We start from the raw sequence: 17542 nt of genomic DNA, 5'->3' as shown, positions 1-17542 counted from the left end.
GGGGCGGCGGGAGAGGCGGCAGCGGGGGAGGCGGTGGTGGTGCGCGCGCACGGAGTGCCGGGGGGGCGTGAGGGCGGGGCGGCCGGCGAGCGTGGGAGAGGGGGGACGACAGGAGAGGGGGTGGGGGAGGAGGTGTTCAGGAACACCTACTATGATTTTCCCAGCGAGGCGGAGGGCGCGCGGGAGGTGAAGGTGTTTGACGCGTCATGTGCGCCCATCGCGTCCGTGACGCGGGCGTTTCATGACGCGGTGTGCGTACAAGGCAGTGGTCGGCTGGCGTCGGGGGCGACGGTGAGCTTCGCGCGGCGTGGGTGCGCCTGTGCGGAGGTATGCCCTCGGACGGGGCAGCAGGTGTGCTTCGAGCGGCTGGATCCAGGGCGCTTTCCGCACGGGCGGGGGGCGATGGGGACCGCCATCACCCCGCTGCGTACGGTCGCGGTGGACGTGGCGGTGATCCCGCTCGGCACGGCGATGTTCATTCCGGAACTGGCGGGGTTGCCCCTCGGCAACGGGACGTCGCATGATGGATGCTTCTTGGCCGAGGATCGCGGTATCAAGATCGTGGGGCGTCATGTGGACGTGTTCACGGGCGACCCGGCGATGACCGTGCGATGGAATGCTCTCTTTCCCTCCAACCGTGGAGTTCATGTTCTGCCCGGCGATCCACGTTGCGCAGCGCTCTCTCGGCGAAGGTAAGAGTTGCCACAGTGGGGAGGTGCTTCGCGGTCGGGCGGCGCACCTTTCGAGGGGATCCTGACGTGATCGTGACGCCGGCGGTTCTGCGTGGGCCGTCTTCCGTGCAAGCAGTCGTGATACCTTCGCCAGCCTTCCGGGTCCCCCGATGAGCTCGCCCCGCGGTATCCTGCCAGATCCTGCGCTGTCGCAGCCGTCACCGGCCTCGGGCGCCAGTGGGGGCGACGAGAAGCAGCGGGCGCGCGCGCGGATCGGGATGACCATCAAGGGCAAGTGGCGACTCGATTCGCTGCTTGGCGTCGGCGGGATGGCGTCCGTGTACGCGTCGACCCACCGCAACGGGGCGCGGGTGGCGCTGAAGATCCTGCACGCGGAGTTCGCGCGGGATCCCGGGATCCGGGAGCGGTTCCTGAAGGAAGGGTACGTCGCCAACCGGATCGAGCACCCGGGGCGCGTGGCGATCCTCGACGACGATGTCACCGAGCTGGATGAGCCGTTCCTGGTGATGGAGTTGCTCGAAGGCGAGACGGTGCAGCAGCTCTGGAAGCGCAAGGCCCGCAAGGTGCCGGTGGGCGAGGCGCTGTGGATCGCGAGCGAGATGCTCGACACGCTGCAGGAGTTCCACGCGCAGGGGATCGTGCACCGGGACCTGAAGCCGGCGAACATCTTCGTCACCCGTGAAGGGGCGGTGAAGCTGCTCGACTTCGGCGTGGCGCGGGTGCTGGACGGCAGGGGGATGACCATGGCGGGGACGGCGCTGGGGACGCCGTCGTTCATGGCGCCCGAGCAGGCGATGGGGCGCATCGAGGAGATCGACGGGCGCGCGGACGTGTTCTCGGTAGGGGCGACGCTCTTCGCGATCCTCGGCGGGCAGCGGCTGCACCAGAGCCGGTCCGACAACGAGGCGTTCATCCTCGCGGCGACGAAGCCGGCGCCGTCGCTGGCGCGCACGGCGCCGGAGCTGCCGGCGCCGGTGATCTCGCTGGTGGACAGGGCGCTCGCGTTCCAGGCGGCGCACCGCTTCGCGTCGGCGCAGCAGATGCGGCAAGAAGTGCTGCGGGTGATGGACGAGCTCGGCCTGTCGAACCCGCACCAGACCGACTCGCTGAGCACCCGGCGGCCGCCGGCGCACGAGGCGCCGACGCCCGTGGTCGAGGTGCGGATGCCGCAGGCTCCCGACGACGAGGTCGCGCTCGCGCCGGATCATCCGGACGTGGTGCGCCTCATGGAGCTGTTCCGGCGGCTGGAGCGGCTGCTGCCGTCGGTGCGCCACTACGGCTGGGGGCACCCGGAGTCCGACAACAAGCTGCGGGCGACCTTCCAGGTGGTGGTGGACGCGCTGCGCGACGCGCCGTCGCAGGTGTACTGGAAGCTGACGCCTTACGCGTTCGAGCACCGGGGGTGCACGGTCTGGGAGCCCTCGCACCCGCTGGATCTGGTGCCCTACAACCTGTTCGCGGCCGGGGTGCGGCAGCTCGCGCTCGCGCCAGGGATCACGGAGGGGGAGCTGCGCTCGCTCGTGGAGGTGATGCTGCTCGATCCGCTGCGCGATCTGTTGCCGGAGGACGACATCGCGGCGGCGCTGTGGGAGCGGCGGCTGGAGCACATCCGCTACGACGTGGTCAGCGTGTTGGCGGAGGGCGACGCGGCGGAGCGGGAGCTGTTCTGGCAAGAGGCGGACGACCTCGAAGAGCTGGCGCGGCAGGCGGCGGCCGAGGAGAAGCAGAACCGGGCCGAGGCCGCGGCGATGGTGATCGACACGGACCGGGAGGCGCTCCGGGCGGCGCGGCAGGCGGCGAGCGCGCTCTCGCTCGATCCGGCCGCGCAGCGGGCGCTCGGGGCGCAGCTCGCGCAGAGCCCGGAGCGGTGGAGCGAGCGGTTCATCGACGTGACGGCGGACGCGTTCCTGAACGCGCGGCGGTACAGGGATCCGGAGCTGCTCCTCGGGCCGATGAGCGCGTCGGCGCGGGACCAGATCCTGGCGCGGCGGTTCGATCTGCTGTTCGGGATGCTGGACGCGGTGGGGCGGGCGCTGGTGGCGCTGACGCCGCGCGAGGCGCCGATGCTGGTGCCGGAGTTCACGCGGGGGATGTTCCCGCCAGAGGCGCTGCGGCTCCTGGTGCGGGAGGCGACGCGGGTCTCGTCTGCGGTGGGGATCCCGCTCGCGCCGGTGGACCTCGATCTGGTCGCGCACGGGCTGGACAGGGTGCTGGAGTACCTCGGGGCGGAGCACATCCTGGTGGCCATGGAGATCATGCCGCAGGTGGCGCACGAGGGGCTGCGCGAGGTGCTGCTCAACTTCCTCACGCGGGCGCTGCCGGGGAACGAGCCGGGGGTCGTGGACGTGGTGATGACGATGGACCTGGAGAACGCCAGGGCCATCCTGCGCATCTTCGCCGGGTCGGCCACGCCGGGGGCGCAGGAGGCGCTGCGGCGGCTGTCGGGGTGCGGGATCGCGGCGCTGCGGTGCGAGGCGATCGCATACCTGGCGAGCTCGCCGGAGCAGCTCAGGGACGAGCTGATGCAGCTCGCCGAAGGGGGCGCGCCAGACCTGCGCGTGGCCGCGCTGCGGACGCTGGCGTTCCACCAGATCCGGGCGGCGGGGCCGCTCCTGGTGCGCCGGATCCAGGACCCCGCCTTCCAGAAGCTGTCGCTCGACGAGCGCCGGGAGCTGCTCGCGGCGCTGTTCACGCTGAACCCGGCGCGCGGGGAGGGGATGGCGGTGGAGATCTTGCAGCGGCACGGGCTCCTGGTGGACGAGGCGGTGGAACAGACGCGCACGCTGGCCGCGGAGATGCTCGGGAAGGAGTCGCGCTCGCAGCCGGCGCTGGATGCGGTGGTCGCGGCCGCGAAGCGCCGGCCGTGGAACAGCGGTGAGCTGCGCGACGCGGCGTCGGCGGCCGCCGAGGCGATCGCCGCGCGCCTCGGGCAGCGGCTCGTGCCGAGCGGAGAGTCCTGATGGCGCAGGGGGCTGTCAACGTCATCAGTCAGAACGTCGGGGAGAACGTCCGGCGCGAGCAGGCGCGCGATCTCGCGGCGGCCGTGGTGCAGGCGATCTTCCGGCTGGTAAAGGCGACGACGCTGCACGCGGCCGACAACCAGGCGGTGGTGCGGCAGGTCGAGGAGACGGTCTCGGTCGTCCACGACTTCGGGCACCGCACCGGGTACAACGTGTCGATCCTCTTCACGCGGGGGTCGGTGTTCGTCTCGGGGCAGCTCCTCAAGGCGAACCGATCCACCTACGAGGGGGCGCTGGAGCTGGCCGAGATCCTGGAGCGGTGCGGCTACTCGGAGATCGGGGTGGCCCGGGACGTGCGCGCGCCCGATCTGATCACGTTCGCCACGGCGGCGGCCGAGTCGCTGCGCAGCGGGCGCTCGCTCCCGGAGCGCCCGGCGCCGCACATCCGGCTCCGGGCGGTCGGGGACGCGGTGCTGCGGCGAGAGACGGCCGTCGATCGGGTCGACGACGAGACCGAGGCGATCGTGCGCACGTACGCGACGGCGATCGTGGTGATGCGGCGCTTCTTCGACGATCTGATGAAGGGGCGGTACGCGCTCCGGCAGTCGGTGAAGCGCATCGCGCAGCGGCTCGTGGACCTGTCCGCGGGCGAGACGCCAGCGTTCCTCGGGGTGACGGCGCTGCGCAACCAGAACCACGACGCCGCCGGGCGCGCGGTGAACACCGCGATCCTGAGCCTGGCGATGACGCGCCAGATCACGAGCGACATCAACCAGCTCGGCCGGGTGGGGATGGCGGCGCTGCTCTTCGATACGGCACGGCCACGCCTGTCGGGGGCCGCGGGGCCGAACGGTCAGGAGATCGTGCCGGAGCTGTCCGATCAGCAGGAAGCCGACGTGCCCTCGGGGACGGCGGTGGTGCTGACGGCGCTCGGGCTGGTGAACGAGCCGACGGTGATGCGCACGGTGATCGCCTACGAGGGGCACTGGGCGCGGCGTCAGGGCACGCTCGGGCCGCTGTACCGGGGGCTGCGTCAGCCGATGCTGCAGGCGCGGATCGTGGCCACCGCCCGCGCGTTCAACGATCTGCTCACGCCGGCGCCAGGGGACGAGCCGCCCTCCGCGGACGAGGCCATCGCGCGCCTCGGTGAGGGGATGTCCGATCCGGCCGATCGCGCGGTGCTGCGGCTCCTCGTGGGGGCGCTCGGCATCTTCCCGACCGGTACGCTGGTGGAGCTGTCGTCGGGCGAGGTGGCGCTGGTGGTGCAGACGCCGTCGCACCCGGCGCGCTACTCGCAGCCGCGGGTGCGGCTGGTGCTCGACGCGGCAGGGGGCGCGATCCAGAGGACCATCGAGATCGATCTGGCGGAGCGGCCGCGCCCCGGGCTGCCGTCGCGGTACATCCGGCGGGTGGTGGCGACGAGCGATGATCCGGCCGCCGCGGCCATGCGCGCGCACGCTGCGGTGCACGAGCCTTCGCCCGCCTCGGTGCGCGCGAGGCAGACGACGGCGCCTCCGCCGCGGCCGCCGTCGATGGCGCCGGGGATCCCTCAGGATCCGACGGTGGTCCGCTCGCCGCGGGGATCGACCGGCGCGGCGCCCGCGATGCCCGGCCGCTCGGAGTCGCCCACCGTGCGCCCCGGCCGTCGCGTCAGCGCTCCGCAGCAGCAGCCCCCGATCGCCATACCGCCACTGCCGCGGCTCGCGGAGCCGTTCGGTCCGGCGGTGTCGTTCACGACCGGGCGCGAGCGGCATGCGCCGGAGATCCACGAGGCGCCCGCAGCACCTCCGCTGCCGTCGGCCATCTCGCTGGAGGAGGTCGACGTCCACGGGCAGATCACGCGCTCGAGCTGGGACGAGGCAGCGGAGGAGCCGGTCCTCGAAGAGTTCCTCCTCGAAGAGGAGGGCGAGGCGCCGGCGGACCATGCAGGCCTGCTCTCGCTCCCTGATCTGCAGCCCACGGCGGAGGGGGCGCTCACGCGCACCCCGCTGGTCCACCTGCTCGTGTACATGCTCGACCGGCGCCTGACGGGGACCACGTGCTTCGTGGACCCCGACGAGTTCGTGCACGGGATCTACTTCGTGGACGGGGTGCCCTCCAAGGTCTGGACGGGGACGATGGTCGCGCCGCTCGACCGGGTGATCCTCGATCTCGGCCTGCTCGACGAGAAGACGCTCCGGGACAGCCTCAAGGAGATCTCGCGCAAGCGGGTGCTCCACGGGGTGCACCTGGTGCAGAAGGGACTCCTCGACAGGGACTCGCTGCTGACGGTGCTGAGGCACCAGCTCGTGCGCAAGCTGATCGCGCTCTTCGATCTGCCGCCGGAGACCCAGTACGCCTACTACGACGGCGTGAACCTGCTCGAGGCGTACGGGGGGCCCGAGCTCCTGGAGTGCGAGCCGCTCGCGGTGGTCATGGCCGGCGTGCGGCTGCACGCGGACGACCCCGTGGTGGACACCACGCTGGAGCGCATCGCGCAGCGCCCGCTGGGCCTCCACGTGGAGGCAGAGGTGAAGCGGTTCCAGCTCCACCGGGACGAGGCGGCCGTCGTGGATCTGCTGCGCACCCGGCGGATGACGCTGGACGAGCTGACAGGGGCCGGCGTGGCGCAGGAGCGCGTGGTGCGCCTGACGGTGTACGCGCTGGCGATCACCCGCCACCTGGAGCTGGGGATGCCCGGGCGGGGGCCGGTGGGCGTCGGGCGCGACAGGCCTGCGTCGCCGCTGATCGAGGTGGCGCCGAGCGGGAAGGAGGCCGCGCGGGGTGCGCGCGGGGCGCAGGTGCCCGCGTCGAGCTCCACGACGCCGCTGCCGCGCACCACCCGGAGCAACCTGGCGGACCCGGAACCGGGGGCAGCCGCGCCGGCAGGGGAGGCGGCGCGACCGCGTCCGGGGCGCGACACGGTGGCGCCGGCGCGCGGTCAGGGCGTCATGGTGATCACGCCCGGAGAAGAGCCGCCGGCGAGCCGCCGCGCGGGTGGCGGGCCGGCAGCGGAGCGCGGCGCGACCGAGGGGGTGGCGATGCCGCGCGGACCGAACTCGACGCGGACGCTGGCGTCCTCCGGGGTGCGCGCGGGCCGCAGCGCCGAGGCCGGGGCGACGCCTCCCCAGGTGCATGTGCAGGGCGAGCCGGCCTCCGAGAGGCTCGGCGCGCACCCGGGCGGGGGGCGACCTGCCGCGCCGCCGGAGAAGGCTGCCGTCGATCCGCGCCTCGGGGAGCGTCGCGCCGAGATCGAGAAGCGCGCGGCCGCCATCGACGAGGAGGATCTGTTCCAGGTGCTCGGGATCGCGCAGGACGCCGCGCCGGACCGGATCCGCGTGGCCTACTTCAACCTCGCGAAGCAGTGGCACCCCGATCGCCTCCCGGCCGAGCTGCAGGACGTCAAGCCGCTCGTCTCGCGGGTGTTCGCGCGGATCAGCGAGGCGTACCAGACGCTCACGGACGCGGAGCGGCGCGCGCAGTACCTGGCGGGCCACGGGCCAGGATCGTCGGAGGACGAGGAAGCGAAGGTCGCACGCGCCGTCGACGCGGCGCTGGAGTTCCAGAAGGCCGAGGTGCTGGTCAAGAAGCGCGACCTGGTGCAGGCCGAGGCGCTCGCGCGGCGCGCCGCAGAGGCCGATCCCGAGCAGCCGGAGTACATCACGCTGCTGGCCTGGATCCTGGCGCTGCGGCGGGGCGATCCGCCGGCGTTCCCCGAGGGGACGCAGAGCCCCCACTTCGACGACCTGCTGGAGAAGCTCGACGCGGTGCTGATGAAGGAGCCGCGCTACGAGCGGGCGCTGTTCTACCGAGGCTCACTGCTCAAGCGGGTGGGTCAGGCCGACAGGGCAGCGGCGGACTTCCGGCTGGCGGCGGAGATCAACCCGAAGAACCTCGACGCCGTGCGCGAGGTGCGGCTGCACGACATGCGCAAGCGCTCCGCGCCGGAGCCGCCGACGCCCACAGGGGGCGGCAGCATCATGGGGAAGATCTTCAAGCGGTGAGGTGAGGCTGCGCGGAGCGTGGGTACGCGCGGCGCCTGGTGAACGCGGCGCCCGGTTCAGCGGGCAGCAGCGCGGACGGCGCCGATGGCGCGCAGCGCGCGGCACACCACGTCGTCCGGGCAGGGGCCGACGCGGCCTCCATGGGTGGGCCAGGGGACCTCGCGGACGCGCGCCGCATCGCGGACATCGGGGCCTCGCCAGGGGCCCAGCGCGTGCTCGACGCGGGCTTCTCGTTCCAGGGACGCGGGGAGGGTGAGCGAGAGCTGCGGGCTGATGCCGGTCTTCTGGACGGGTGACCCGTCGGGCAGGGCGTAGAGGAGCGTGGTCAAGCGGAGGACCCCGACGTGCGCTTCGTCGTCGAGATACTCCTGCGCGCAACCCTTGCCGTAGGTGCGGTCCCCGACGACCACCCCGCGGCGGTAGCTGGCGAGCGCTCCGGCGATCATCTCGGCGGCGCTCGCCGAGTCGCCGTCCACCAGGGCTGCCACGGGACCCGCCCAGCCGCGCGAGGGAGGGATGTCGGGGGCTCGCTCGACCTCGATGCCGCCGTCGCGGCGCCGCATGGGGAAGAGGGTGGCGCCCGGGAGAAAGTGGCCGATTGCCGCGATGGCGCCGTCGGTCGAGCCGCCGCCGTTGGCGCGCAGGTCGAGGACCACGCCGCGCAGTGAGCCGTGCTCCCGCGCCTGGAGGAGGGCGCGCGAGAGCCGATCGCCGAGGTCGTCGGGCACGTCGGGGATGGCCAGGATGGCCACCTCTCCGTCGCCGTAGCGGGCGAGCTCCATGGTCAGCTCGGCCGCGCCGACGGTGAAGGGCGGCTCGGGCTCTGGCGCGAGCATCAGCTCGATGGGGGCTGCGAGCCCGCGGCGCAGCAAGGCCACGCGGGTGTGCGCGCCGGGCTTCATGTCGCCGAGCAGCGACATCTGCTCGGCTTGCTCCACGCTCATGCCGGCGAGCGGCGTCTCCTCGATGTGCAGCAGGACGTCGCCGTCGCGGAGGGGCGCCGGGGCACCGCGGTCGATACGCACGCCGAGGGCAGTGCGCGTCATCTCCGACCAGAGCCTCGACGGAGGGCTCACCTCCAGCGCGAGGTCGTAGATGGAGATCTCCTCTTCGAGGGGCGCCCACGCGCCGTGCGCGTCGAGCTGCGGGACGTACGCGCGCAGGGCCGCCGCGATGACGGCCTGGGCCCAGCCTTCAGGGCTGATGGAGGGCGACAGGCGCTCGCGGGCGGCGTCCACGTAACGGTCGATGGAGGCGCCATAGCGGGCGTGCAGCGTCCCTGCCTCGCGGCCGAGCTCCCTGGCGAGGTCACGGGCGCTCCGGGTCACCACGCCATCCTCGAACGGGGCGGCCATCGCCACGGTCCAGGCCTCGGCTGCGGTGGCCGGGGGGCGCGCTTCGCCGGCGCGCTTGCCTTCGTCGAACAAGGCCGAGACCTGCCGCGACCAGCGGAACAGCTCAGCGCCGAGCCGCAGGGCAGCAAGGCAGGGGCCGCTCCCGGGCGGCGCCTGCAGCTCGTCGAGGAGCGCAGCCGCCTCCCGGCGAAGCGCGGCGCCAGCAGGCGCGTCGGGGGCGACGGACCACAGGCCGTGAGGGTCGAGCCAGTCGGAGGTGGCCTCGGCAAACTTTGCGGGGTCGATCCGGAGCGGGGCCGCTGCCAGCATCGTCCGGGCCTGGGTGACCACGAGCCGCGCCTGATCGCAGTCGAGGGCCGTGGGGGCACCGGTGGGCAGGGCGAAGCCGCGCTCAGCAGGGCTGGAATTGCAGCTCGCCCCGTCGATCTCTTCGTCCCCGCTCCCTGCCAGGCGCAAGACGAGGCGGGCCATGCCCGGGCGCGCCTCTTCAGGCGGCGATACAGGCGATCGCCATAGCAGTGCGGCGACCAGGATCCCTGCGGCGATGCACGCGACCGATCGGGCCCGCTGACGGTGCATCACCTCTCTCCGAATACCATGGTCCGAGCCTCGATCGCCACCGGCGCCACCGGCGCCACCGGCTGGCCCTGGTGCACCGGGGCACGCATCAAGCCTCGTCTCGCTCGGGTTCCGTCGTCGTGACTGCCCATTCGGTTTCCCGCAAAGCTTTCGCTCCCCTGCAGCGATCCGAACACGTTGCGCATCTCCGCGCAAATTCGCTGTGTTTCCGGCCTTCGCGGAGCGGCATCCCCCCTGCAAGGACCTCGGGCACTGTTCACTGGACCCTGGGAAGCACCCTCACCCTGGCCGAGCCCCGGAGCGATGTCCGGAGCGGTCAGAGGCGTCGAAGCCTATCCCGGCCGGTAGGGCAGAGGAGAGAGCAGGGAATGATGCGCACCTCTGGAGATCGAGCGTCCTTCTCCATGTACCGCGCCGAGCTGATGGATAGAGAGCCCCTCAGCGCGGCCCGCGAACGCGAGCTCTCGCAGCGCTGGAAAGAGGGTGATCGCGATGCGGGGCGGCAGCTCATCGAGGCGTGCTTGCCCTTCGTGGTCAAGGTGGCGCTCGAGTACCGCCGCTGGGGCCTGCCGATGGAGGACATCGTCCAGGAGGGCAACATCGGCCTCCTCAAGGCGGTGGACCGCTTCGACCCCGATCGGGGATGCCGGCTCGCCACCTACGCCGGTTACTGGATCCGGGCGGAGATCCGCGAGTTCGTGGCGCGGAGCTACCGGATCGTGCGGCTCGGGTCGTCGAAGAGCGAGCGCCGTGCCCTGCGGGCCTACCGCAGGACGCAGGAGAAGGATCCGGAGGCGCTCGGGGCGATGAGCGGCTTGAGCAAGGAGCGCGCGGCGGAGCTGTTGCCCCTGCTGATGTCCCATGATCTGAGCTTCGACCGCGCGCCTGGCGAGGACAGCCTAGCCCCGCTCGAAAGGCTCGCCTCGGCGGAGACGAGCCCCGAGGAGATGACCTGCGACGCGAACGAGCGTGAGTACCTCTCCCGGGTGCTGCACCAGGCAGTGAGCGAGCTCGGGCCGCGGGAGCGCAGCATCGTCCACGAGCGCTGGCTCACCGAGGAGCCGGCGACCCTGGAGGCGCTGGGGACCTCGTTCGGCGTGAGCAAGGAGCGGGTGCGTCAGCTCGAAGAACGGGCGAAAAAGCAGATGCGGGAGCGCATGGAGGAGATCTCCCGCGAGCCCCTCGCCCAGAGCGCCTGACTCAGACAGAGCGCCTGACTCAGATCTCGATCACCATGCCCTCACGGGCGGCGAGCGTGTGCGGGAAGAGTTCCCGGGCGCGGCGCTCTTTCTCGCGCACCATGGCGTCGGTCTGGTTCGGATCGTGGTGGTGCAGGATGAGCTGCTTCACGCCCGCGGCATGGGCGAGCTCGCACCCCGAGACGAAGGTGGCGTGGCCCCAGCCCGTCCGCGGGCCACCGCCGGCCTCACCCGCGTACTCCTCCGGGGTGTACATCGCGTCGAAGATCAGCACGTCGGCGCCGGTCGCCAGGCGCTTCAGCTTGGGATCGATGATGGCGTAGTGCTCCGAGTCGGTGATGTAGACGATGACCTTGCCGCCGTGCTCGATGCGGTAGGCGTACACGCCGTTCGGGTGGTTGCCGCGCGCGTTGGTCACCTTCACGTCGTTCGAGGGGCCCACGGTGACGACCTCGCCCTCGTACAGATCACGGAAGGTCATCCCGGCGCCCATCTCGGTGAGGTGCACGGGGAAGCTCGGGTAGTCCATCTGGCCCGCGAGCGTCTCTTCGAGGGTGCGGGACACGTTCAGGCCTCCGAAGAGGTGAAACTTGTTTCCGCGCACGAAGGCGGGCGTGAAGAAGGGGAAGCCCTGGATGTGATCCCAGTGAACGTGGCTGAAGAACATCCACGCTTCGAGCGGCATCTCTTTGACCAGCTCCTGGCCCAGCAGGCGCAAGCCCGTCCCGCCGTCGAGGATGATGAGGGCGCCGCCAGCGCGGACCTCATAGCAGCTGGTGTTGCCACCAAACTCGACCGTGTGTGGGCCAGGCGTGGGGATGCTGCCGCGTACCCCCCACATCTTGAGTTGCATCCTGCCTCGCTCGTTGAATCCCGCCCGCTCCAGGATAACGCTATTAGATTCCGCCGTACGACAACGTCAAGCCAGAGCTCCGTCAGCATCCCGGCCCCGTCGATGGTCCCTGGCCGGTGAGGGGGCGTGGAGGCGGGCGTGGCGCCCCGGGGAATAGTGGTTGACATCACGCGCGAGTGGATTCGCTGGGTCACCGGCGTCGTGCCGCGCTCCGCGGGCATGGGGTATGGTCGAGGCCATGCCGCTGAGGGCTGACGCGATCGTGGTGCTGGGCTGCAAGATCCTCGTCTCGGGGAGGCCAGGGGGCGCCGCGGCGAGGCGCGCCGCCACGGCGGCTCAGGCGTGGCGTGAGGGCGTGGCCCCGCGCGTGATTGCCAGCGGCGGTCGTCGCTGGGGTGCACACAGCGAGGCGCGGGCGCTGTCCCTGGCGCTGGAGCGAGCGGGGGTCCCCTCCGGCGCCATCGTCGAGGAGCTCTGGTCCATGACGACCTACGAGAACGCCATCTTCTGCGCAGCGCTCCTCGCGCAGCTCGCGGTGCGCCGCGTGGTCCTCGTGACCTGCTCGTGGCACATGCCCCGGGCGCTCTCGAATTTCCGCGCCATGGGGGTGGACGTCCGCCCCTTGTCCACGCCGGTGGTGCCCGCGGGGTCGACGACCCATGCGTACCGCAAGGTGCACGAGGCGGTCTCGGGGTGGCTCGACGCGCGCGCGATGACGAAACGACGGGCTCTCCGGGAGAGCGCTGCCTGGCTTCGAGAGTCGTGGGCGTGATGACGCGGGCACGTTGCTGGACGCTGACGACGCTGGCGGCGCTGTCGACGCTCGCACTGGGGGCTTGCTCCCCACCCCCGGCGCCGCCCGCAGGCGACGCAGGTGCGCCCGGGGATGGCGCCTCACCCGTGATCGCGAGCAGTTCCGCATCGGGCGCGGCCATCCCGAACGACGGCGGGCGCGTCGCTGCGCTGCTCGCAGCGGAGCATCGCCGGAGCGCTGTCGAGGTGACGCCCGCCGACCAGCAATCTCGTGACGTCGCGGTACGCCGTGCTGCGGCGAGAGCCCTCGCGCGGATCGGCGGGGAAGGGGCGCGGGCTGGACTTCTGCGCGCGCTCTCCGATGAAGACGGCGAGGTGGTGGCGTGGGCTGCGTACGGCCTCGGCTTCTCCTGCAAAGGGCACGAGGAGGAGACGGTTTCGGATCTCGTCGCCCGGGCCCTGTCTCTGCATGAAGGTGCCAGAGAGGCGACCGGGCTCCAGCCCTCGCAGGCGATCGCGCGTGCCATCGGGCGGTGCGGTGCCCCTGCATCCGAGGCCACGCTCGTGGCCTGGCTCGACGGGCCTCAGGAGCGGGCGCTTCATGCGGTCTATGCGCTCGGGGACCTTGCAGCCCTGAAGCTCAGGCTGCGCGAGGAGACGGTGGTGGCTTTGCTGAATGTCGCCGCCGGGAGCGCCGCTGCGCCGCCGATGACGGACGCGCTCTACCCCCTCGGGCGGATCGAGCACCTGCCACCGACTGTCATCGAACGTGCTCACGAGGTGGCCTCTGCGCGCCTGTCGGAAGCGGGAGAGGGTCGGATCTTCGCGGTGCGTGTCCTCGGGCGCACGGGTGAGAGGGGCGCAGAAGCGCTGGGACGGGTGCTGACGACGCCCTCGGTGTTCTCCGCGGCCGAGCGCGCCGAGGCTGCGCGCTCTCTCAAGCGGATCGGAGCGGTCGGGCAACGCGCGCTCGCACAGGCGCTACCCTCGATCCTGCCCCCCACGGAGGCGGCAGCCCTCGGGGGCGCGGAGCTCGGGCCTCTGCTCACCACGCTCGAGGCGCTGGAGTCGGCCGGAGCTGCGCGCAAGGTGCTCCGCGACCTCGCCGTGCTCCCACTGCCCCCTGGTGCACTTCCGGCTGTCGCCCGCAGGCTCTCGTGGATCCGCTGCACGTCGGCAGTGGCGCTGGTCGATGGAGACGTCACCGATGCGTTGCTCGTGGGCTGTGACGTGACGGCTGCGACATCCACGACGCCTGGATCTGCACCCGCGGCACCTGCCAGCGATGACGCCGGAGCGGCTCCCCCTCCGGATGCCGGCGGAGGGGGGCCGGGCGCAGGCGCGATCGGTGCGCGCGCCGTGGTGCAGGTGCTGGGTCGTGGCCAGATCACGGGCGGGCGCCTCGCCGTGTGGCGCGCCCATGCGCTGGGCGGTGATCGACGCGCGCGTCAGGCGGCGCTGGAGCTCATCGGAACGCATCCCGAGATCGAGGATGTGGCGGACGTACTCGCGAAGGCGCTGGCCTCTGGTGAGGACGGGCTCACCGCGGTGGCCGCGGAGGTGATCACCAAGCAACCCCAGCGCGCCGCCGAACCGGAGCGACGCCGCCGGGGCAAGCGGCGCCGCGCCGCCCGCGAAGGTGCGGCGACCGAGGACAGGAAGCCAGGTGAGGGGGCTGCCTCCCTCGCGCCCTCTGCTGCCGTGGTCAGCGCGCTGGTCGCCGCACTCGAACGCGCTGCCGGGGGCAACCAGCCAGAGCTCACCGATGCCCTGATCGATGCAGTGGGCGCACTCGCCCTGAAGCAGACGTCGGGCCGGCTCGAAGCGCTCTGCCGCTCGTCGTACCCGACGACGCGGGGTCGCGCGGAGAAGGCGCTTTCCTTGATCCTCGGGAAGGCGGCGACCTGCGAGGCGGCGAGCCTGGGCGATACGCCACGCGAGCTGGGGGCACCGGTGCGCGGGCCGGTGACGCTCGTGCTGGAGACCGAGATCGGCGAGATGACCCTCACCCTGGAGCCTGCGCTCGCGCCGGCGGCAGTGACGCGCATCGTGGAGCTCGCGCGCGCGGGCTATTACGACGGCATGGTGGTGCACCGCGTGGTGCCCGGGTTCGTGACCCAGTTCGGCGCGCCGCTCGGCGATGGTTACGGGGGCCCACCCGAGAGGCCGCCGCTCCGCTGCGAGACCTCGCCGCTCCCCTTCACGCCCCTGAAGGTCGGCGTGGCGCTCTCGGGTCGTGACACGGGATCGAGTCAGCTCTTCGTCATGCACGCGCGGGCGCCGCACCTCGATGGTCAGTACGCGCTCATCGGCGCGGCGACGGGCTCCTGGTCGGCGTTCGTCGACGGCGATCGCATCCGCAAGGTCACCCTGCGCGAGTGAAGGGTTTCCGCGCCACGCTGTGCCGTGGCGCCTTCAGGGTTCGAGCCGACCCAGGAGTTCGTGAACCGCGCGCTGGGAGCGCCGCAGCGCGTTCGCCGAGGGGATGAAGCCGTCCACCCTCCAGGGAGGGGGCGGATCCCGACGCACTGGCGCCATCACCGCCGGGAACCCGGCCGCGGCGAAGTGCTGGGCCGCGCGCGGCGTGTGCAGGGCGCTCGTGACCACCACGAGGCGCTCGGCGCCGACCTCGCGCGCCATGCGCACCGAGAAGAGCGCGTTCTGCTTCGTGTCGCGGGACATGCTCTCCAGCAGGATGCGGTCGCGGGGGACCCCGAGCGCCACCATGAGGTCGGCCATGCCGCTCGACAGCGCTTCGGCCGGTGCGTCCACGTTGCGCCCGGAGACGATCACCCAGCGGAATCCGTAGGTCTGGTAGATGCGCGCGGCGCCGATGCAGCGCTCCATGGCGGCGTCCGAGAGGCGCTCCATGGCAGGCGCGCCGTGCTCCTCGGGGTAGATGGCGGCGCCGAGCACCACGAGCGCCCGTCGGTCCGGGTCGTTGCCTGCCAGCTCGGGGCCGATGTCGCTGGGGACCGCGGCCACCGCGCGGGTGAACAGGCTGGAGATCACGGGCGTCGCCAGGACCCACAGGCCGATGGCCCCGGCCCACGCGACGGTGAGCCCGACCCGGGCGCGGCGATTCAGGACGGCGCCCCTCCGCGACCGCGCCCGCCACAGCCCCACGAAGATGGCGAGGAGGAGCAGAAGGACGGGATCGACGAGGCGTGAAATCGGGAAGGCGAGGCTCGCCATGGTCGTCCGTGGGTCTACCTTCGCGAGGGCCCGCCCGCATCCAGAGCGAGCCCTGGCTCCCTCAGCGGCGTCGGCGCCGCCGCGTCGCGGCGACCAGGGCGAGCCCGGTCAGCGCCGCGGCTGCCAGCGGGCCAGCATCTCCCGCGCCTGCGGCCCTGCATCCACAACCGCCATCATCGCCGGGGTTCGAGGGATTGGGAGGAGAGCCACCGCTGCCGGTGCCCCCGGTTCCACCCTGACCTCCGCCTCCCCCTGGTCCGGCCGACCCACCGAAGTCGATGGGCGCGTCCGCGCTCGCGATCAGGATGGGCGGCGCCTCCCCGGTCGCGAGATAGATCTCTTCGAGCAACTGCCCACGGTCGTCGGTCACGTTCTGGTCGCGCAAGAACTCGATGTAGTGCCGCGTCATCGACTGGTAGTACACGCGGACCGAGAGCGTCTGCATGCCCGACGCGCCGCTCGGCGCGGTGACCGTGAAGCTGGCCTCGTCGAAGCTCCGGTAGCCGCCGTTGCCGTCGGTGAAGTCGATCTCCTGCGTGGGCCTGGTCGTGTCCGAGGGGACGAACCCTCGCGGCGGAATGCGCGTGTCCGAGATGATCATGTCGTGCAGCGCGAGGTGCTCCTCGGCCTCGCCCACGCCGAGCTGGTCGTTCCACTTCCCGTGTACTGCCTTGTACACGTGCGTCGGCGGGTCCGTGACGATCTCGCCCGTGGCCGTGTCGTAGCCGCCGAGCAGCGTCCGTTCGACGCCCTCGTCATCGACCAGGGTCACCGCAACCCAGGCCCTCCGGCTCTCGGCATAGCCCGTCGGGAACTTGTGTCCGGTGAGGTTCTCGACGCGCACGCGGACCTCGAAGGCCTCCCCCGGCCTGGCCTCGGAGGGCGCCTCGACGAGGGTGACGCTCGCGGCGCTCCGGAGGCTCTCCATGGTCCGGTCGAGGGCGAGCGCGAAGGCGTCCTGGTTGGCCTCGACGTGCTCCGCGTTCGCCGGAGAGGCCATCACGGCCTGGATGCCCCAGTGATTGCCCCCGACGATGGCGTGATCGCGGGGGTTCGGGCGGAGCTTGGGGTCGAACAGGTTCACGATCGGCAGGTCGCCGTCTGCACGCCGCATGTGGCAGTCGATGCAGCTCTTCTTGGTCGCTTCTACCGAAAATTCACTCGCGACCCATTCCTCGTACGTGGTGTCGAGCGGGAATTCGAGGGTGGTCGGGGTGCCGATCTCGTCGCGCAGCATCACCTCCGGATTGGTCACCTGGTGGCATTGGCCGCAGAACGAGGAACTCGCGAGGCTCGTTTCCTGAACCGAGCCATGGTTGGGCGAGTTCGCGTCCGAGTAGGGTCCTCGCTTCGTCCCATCCGGATCGTCTTCGTAGAGCATCTGGGCATTGGCGAGGTAATAAGGCGCGTTCGGATCCGCGGGATCGGTCAGCTTTGCTGCCCTGTGACAGGTGTCGCACCCAACCCCTTGCGTGTCGACGAGACCTTCGCTCAGATTCGGGTCAAACCCACTGCCATCCGGAGGGGACGCATGACCGCGCACATAGGCGATGGGCGAGTGGCAGCGTAGACAGAACGTCCCCATCTCCGGGAAGTCCTGGTTGGTCACCGTGAGGGCAGCGAAGAACACCGGGTCACGCGCTGCATTGCCCATCATCGTTCCTGCCCAGGTGTCGTAGGGCATGTGCTCCTTCCAGGCAGGATTGTCGTTGGCGTCGGTCCTGTGGCAGCCGGCGCAGATCTCTGCACTCTTGAAGTTGCCACCGTTGGGCAGGTCGCTCGGCTGCGTACCCAGTAGATCATCGATCCCGGCGGCGGAGGTGCTGCTGAAAAGGGTCAGCGCCAGCAGCGTGCCTAGAGAGGTCCTTTTCACATGCATGACTTTGCCTACCACCAGCCGAACTGCAGCCAGTGATCTCCATTTCAAGTTCAAGTGGGTGGTGCTGAATCGGGAAAGGTCGTCGTTTACCTGC

The 17542-nt window shown here is 71.5% G+C and carries 10 protein-coding genes; 6 read left to right on the top strand and 4 right to left on the bottom strand.

Going from position 1 to position 17542, the window contains the following annotated elements:
* The 3 genes from CAP_RS45760 to CAP_RS28715 all read left to right on the top strand — a co-directional run.
* A partial coding sequence (locus CAP_RS45760) for a 3D domain-containing protein (RefSeq protein WP_197041395.1) occupies positions 1–696 on the top strand: 696 nt, incomplete at its 5' end.
* Between the two features lie 145 nt (positions 697–841).
* Positions 842–3652 (top strand): serine/threonine-protein kinase, encoded by a 2811-nt coding sequence (locus CAP_RS55210; RefSeq protein WP_052376213.1) that lies wholly within the window; start codon positions 842–844, stop codon positions 3650–3652.
* Positions 3652–7635 (top strand): J domain-containing protein, encoded by a 3984-nt coding sequence (locus CAP_RS28715; RefSeq protein ID WP_044246834.1) that lies wholly within the window; start codon positions 3652–3654, stop codon positions 7633–7635. The genes CAP_RS55210 and CAP_RS28715 overlap by 1 nt, the downstream gene beginning before the upstream one ends.
* 56 nt (positions 7636–7691) lie before the next feature.
* On the opposite strand, the gene CAP_RS28710 is transcribed toward CAP_RS28715, so the two are convergent.
* Positions 7692–9461, bottom strand: a complete 1770-nt coding sequence (locus CAP_RS28710; protein ID WP_231511745.1) for a S41 family peptidase — start codon at positions 9459–9461, stop codon at positions 7692–7694.
* A 476-nt stretch (positions 9462–9937) separates the two neighbouring features.
* Between CAP_RS28710 and CAP_RS28705 the strand changes: the two genes are divergently transcribed.
* Positions 9938–10768: a sigma-70 family RNA polymerase sigma factor gene (locus CAP_RS28705; protein ID WP_231511744.1), complete on the top strand. Its 831-nt coding sequence runs from the start codon at positions 9938–9940 to the stop codon at positions 10766–10768.
* 19 nt (positions 10769–10787) lie between these two features.
* Here the strand turns inward: CAP_RS28705 and CAP_RS28700 are convergent, their stop codons facing one another.
* Complete coding sequence (locus CAP_RS28700) at positions 10788–11621, bottom strand: MBL fold metallo-hydrolase (protein WP_044246830.1); 834 nt, start codon at positions 11619–11621, stop codon at positions 10788–10790.
* Positions 11622–11859: 238 nt separating this feature from the next.
* Here CAP_RS28700 and CAP_RS28695 point away from each other — a divergent pair, with 238 nt between their 5' ends.
* Positions 11860–12393: a YdcF family protein gene (locus tag CAP_RS28695; RefSeq protein WP_231511743.1), complete on the top strand. Its 534-nt coding sequence runs from the start codon at positions 11860–11862 to the stop codon at positions 12391–12393.
* The gene (locus CAP_RS45750) at positions 12393–14756 is read left to right on the top strand and encodes a peptidylprolyl isomerase (RefSeq protein ID WP_052376221.1); all 2364 of its coding nucleotides are present in this window, start codon (positions 12393–12395) and stop codon (positions 14754–14756) included. The genes CAP_RS28695 and CAP_RS45750 overlap by 1 nt, the downstream gene beginning before the upstream one ends.
* Before the next feature lie 33 nt (positions 14757–14789).
* On the opposite strand, the gene CAP_RS28685 is transcribed toward CAP_RS45750, so the two are convergent.
* Both CAP_RS28685 and CAP_RS28680 read right to left on the bottom strand, forming a co-directional pair.
* A complete protein-coding gene (locus tag CAP_RS28685) occupies positions 14790–15569 on the bottom strand; it encodes a YdcF family protein (protein ID WP_044246827.1) in 780 nt (259 codons plus the stop codon).
* A 61-nt stretch (positions 15570–15630) separates the two neighbouring features.
* The gene (locus CAP_RS28680; protein WP_081865353.1) at positions 15631–17448 is read right to left on the bottom strand and encodes an MYXO-CTERM sorting domain-containing protein; all 1818 of its coding nucleotides are present in this window, start codon (positions 17446–17448) and stop codon (positions 15631–15633) included.
* Positions 17449–17542: the final 94 nt, after the last annotated feature.

The sequence above is a fragment of the Chondromyces apiculatus DSM 436 genome (genome assembly GCF_000601485.1).
Taxonomy (GTDB): domain Bacteria; phylum Myxococcota_A; class Polyangia; order Polyangiales; family Polyangiaceae; genus Chondromyces; species Chondromyces apiculatus.
The sequence above is the reverse complement of the archived record's forward strand: the minus strand, read 5'-3'. Positions and strand labels throughout refer to the sequence as shown.